The 3,760-nt window shown below is 75.8% G+C and carries 1 protein-coding gene; it reads right to left on the reverse strand.

Annotated elements, in window-relative coordinates; all coding sequences use genetic code 11:
• On the reverse strand, window positions 1-3,651 hold a 3,651-nt coding region (locus HMPREF3099_RS07785), incomplete at its 3' end, for a DNA polymerase III subunit alpha (RefSeq protein WP_083323619.1).
• Window positions 3,652-3,760: the final 109 nt, after the last annotated feature.

A 3,760-nucleotide genomic window follows, 5' to 3' on the forward strand; every position in this document is an offset into this window, starting at 1 on the left:
GACCGCGGGCCCGGCGGCGCCGACGTCGGCATAGGGCGACTGCCGGTAGCCCGAGGCGTGCACGAGCACCCGCCGCCCCAACGGTCCCTGGGCGGCCGCGGCCTCCTGCCCGGCCCGTGCCCGCTCGTGCTGCACGCGGTCCTGCTCCTCCCACGCGGCGAAGAGCCCGTCGACCCCGCCGGAACGGTGTGCCCCGGTCAGCTCCGAGAGCTCCCACGCCCCGGTGGCCCGCAGCGAGACGCCACGGGGGCCGGTGCGGCGCACCACGCCCCGCACCAGCAGGAACCACGACTGGAAGAGCACCTGCGCGTAGGGGCCCTGCACGTCCTCGAAGAAGGTGGCGTCGCTGGCCCCGGTGGGGTCGTTGAGGGTCACGAAGACCACCCGGCGGCCCGACCGGACCGGCGGGGTCTGCGTGGCCACGCGTACCCCGGCCACCAGCACCTCGGTGCCCGACCGCAGCCCCAGCAGGTCCCGGGCCGGCCGCGCACCGAGTGCCCGCAGGGTGGGCAGGTGCGGCTCCAGCACGTGGGCGGTGACGTCCATGCCCAGCACCTCCAACTCGTGGGCCACCTGCTCCTCCCGGGCCATCGGGGGAAGCCCGGCGTCCCCCACACCGCGGGGTGCGGGCAGGTCGAGCATCGGCTGGGTGCCGCGCTCGGCCGCGCGGCGGTCCTGCTCGGCCCGGTCCAGTGCCAGGCGGGCCCGACGCCCCCGCGAGCGCGGCTCCCGCCACCGCTCCATGTCCACCAGCTCCACCAGCAGGTCACGCCGCCGCTCGGGGGACGCGAAGGCGTCGAACGCCCCGGCCAGCACCATCCGCTCCACCAGCGGGCGGTCCACCCGGGCCCGGTGCCAGAAGTCGGCCAGCGAGGCGTACGGCTGCCCGGCCACGATCCGCCGCGCGTCGTCCTGCCCCAGGCCCTTCACCTCCGACAGGGCCACCCGCAGCCCCCACCGGCGGGCCCGGCGGCGCACCCGCTCCAGGGCCCGGTCGGGGTCCACCTCGGTGAGGGGGACGGACAGGTCGTCGTCGGGCTCCTCCTGCCCCACCGGCTCCACCCGGTAGCCCTCCCCGGAGGCGTTCACGTCGAGCCCCAGCACCGTCACGCCCAGCTCGCGGGCGTCGTCGAGGATGAGCCGCTTGGGGTACATGCCCGGGTCGTGGGTGAGCACCCCGGCCATGAAGTGCGCCGGGTAGTGGGTCTTCAGCCAGGCCGACTGGTAGGTGGGCAGCGCGAACGCCGCCGCGTGCGCCTTGCAGAAGCCGAACGAGGCGAAGGCCGCCAGCACCTCCCAGATGCGGTCGGCCACCTCCCCGGTGAACCCTCGGGCCGCGGCCGCCGGGCGCCACCAGCGCTCCACCGCCTCACGCCCCTCGGCGGTGCCCATCGCGCGGCGGGCCTCGTCGGAGTGCGCCAGGTCCACCCCGGTGGTGGCGGTGATGACCTGCAGCACCTGCTCGTGGAAGACCACCACCCCCTCGGTGCTGCGCAGGTGCTCCTGGAGCGCCGGGTGCATGAGCAACGGCTCGGCCCACCCCTGCCGGGCGGCCAGGAAGGGCGTGATCATGTCCGACTTCACCGGACCCGGCCGGAACAGCGAGATGTCGATGATGACGTCCTCGAAGGTCCGCGGCCCGAACTTGCCCACCAGCTCCCGCTGCCCCGGCGACTCGATCTGGAAGCACCCCAGGGTGCGGGTGGAGCCGATGAGTCCGAAGGTCTCGGCGTCGTCGTGCGGCACCTGGGCCTCGTCGTCGAGGTCGATCCGCACCCCGTCGGTGGCCTCCACGAGGTCCAGGGCGTGGGCCATGGCCGACTGCATGCGGATGCCCAGCACGTCGAGCTTGAGCAGCCCCATGTCCTCCACGTCGTCCTTGTCGAACTGGCTCATGGGGAAGCCCAGCCAGCTGGCCTCCACCGGGGTGCGGTCGCGCAGGCCCAGGTTGGAGAGCACCACGCCGCAGGGGTGCAGGGCGATGTGGCGCGGCAACCCGTCGAGCCGCTCCACGAGGTCGAGCATCCGCTGCAGGCGCGGAGCGTCCAGCCCGGCGGCCCGCAGCTCGGGCAAGTCCCGCACCGCCGCCCGCGCGTCCCGGGCCCGCACGTGCGGGAAGGCCTTGGCGATGGCGTCCACCTCCACCGGGGGCATGCCCAGCACGGCCCCCACGTCGCGCACGGCGTGGCGCACCCGGTAGGTCTCCATCATCGAGACGCAGGTGACCCGGCCGTCGCCGAAACGCTCCAGGACCCGCTCATAGATCTCGGTGCGCCGGTCGGACTCCACGTCGATGTCGATGTCCGGCAGCTCGGCCCGCAGCGGCGAGCAGAAGCGCTCCATGAGCAGGTCGTGCCGCAGCGGGTCCACCCCGCTGATGCCCAGCAGCCGGTTCACCAGCGACCCGGCACCCGACCCGCGGGCGGCCACCCGTCCCCCGGCCTCGCGGATGAGGTCGCACACCTGCGCCACGGTGAGGAAGTAGGTGGCGTACCCCAGCGCCCCGATGGTGGACAGCTCGTCCTCCAGCCGGTCGGCCGCCCGCCGCCGGGCCGCCCCCGGGTACAGCTCCTCCAGGGCCGTCCGGCAGCGTTGCACCAGTCCCGCCATGGCGTCCTGCGCGTCGGCGAAGCCCAGCACCTCCGGCTCGGGCAGGTGCACCGACCCGATGCCCAGGTCGTCGCGGGCCGAGAGCCCGCACTCGACGGCCACCTCGCAGGTGGTGGCCAGCAGCCGGTCGGCCGCCCGCTCCAGCGGCCCGGGCCACGCCGCCCGCTCGGCGAGCCACCGGGCCACCCGCACCATCGTCGGGGTGGAAGCCAGGTGGGCCGCCGAGGTGCGCTGCTCCAGGTGCCGGGGGTCGAGCAGCACGTGGCGCCGTGCGGCGTCGAGCACGTCGGCCACCACCACGTCACCGGGGTCGGCGTGCCGCACCGCGGCGGTGAGCACGGCCCGCACCCCCACCTCGGAGGCCAGGTGCCACAGGCCCACGGCCTGGTCGGTGCACCCGGGCTCCCCGGCCGGGGCACCGGAGCAGACCAGCTCCACCACCACCACGCGCCGCGCGGTGACGTGGTCGCCCACCCGGTGGGCCACCGCGTCCACCCAGCCCTCCAGCAGGCGTCGCGCCTCGGCCCGGCGGCGGGCCAGCACGGCCCGCCCCACGTCGGAGTCCGGCCCCAGCAGCACCCGCACCGCCGGGGCGGCACCGGCCACCAGACCGGTGGTGGTGCGCGGCTCCCCACGATCCCCCGCAGCGTGCGTGGCCGAGACGAGCCGGCACAACGCCGCCCAGCCCACACCGTGGCCTCCCCCGCCCTGCCCCCCGCAGGCCAGCACCCGCACCCGGTGGTGGCTCTCGTCCACCCACGCCCCGCCGCGCACCGGGGAGCGACGGGTGGGCGTGGCGGCCCCCGGCCCCTCGCCCTCGGCGTGGGCCAGGGCCAGGTCCACCCCGAGCACCGGCACCACACCCGCCTCGGTGCAGGCCCGGGCGAAGCGCACGGCGCCGTAGAGCCCGTCCCGGTCGGTGAGGGCCAGGTGGCCCTGGCCCCACGCCGCGGCCCGGTCCACGAGTTCCTGCGGGGTGGAGGTGCCGTACTGCAACGAGAAGCTCGAGGCCACGTGCAGGTGGGCGAAAGCGGCGAACATCAGCGGTCCCCGGTCGGCCAGCCGGCCACCAGCAGGGCCGTGGCGGCAGGCAGAACCGGCAGGCCCAGCAGTCCGCGCACGCGCTGCTCGAAGTCGTCCACCTGCCGCA

The sequence above is a fragment of the Kytococcus sp. HMSC28H12 genome (assembly GCF_001816045.1).
GTDB lineage: Bacteria > Actinomycetota > Actinomycetes > Actinomycetales > Dermatophilaceae > Kytococcus > Kytococcus schroeteri.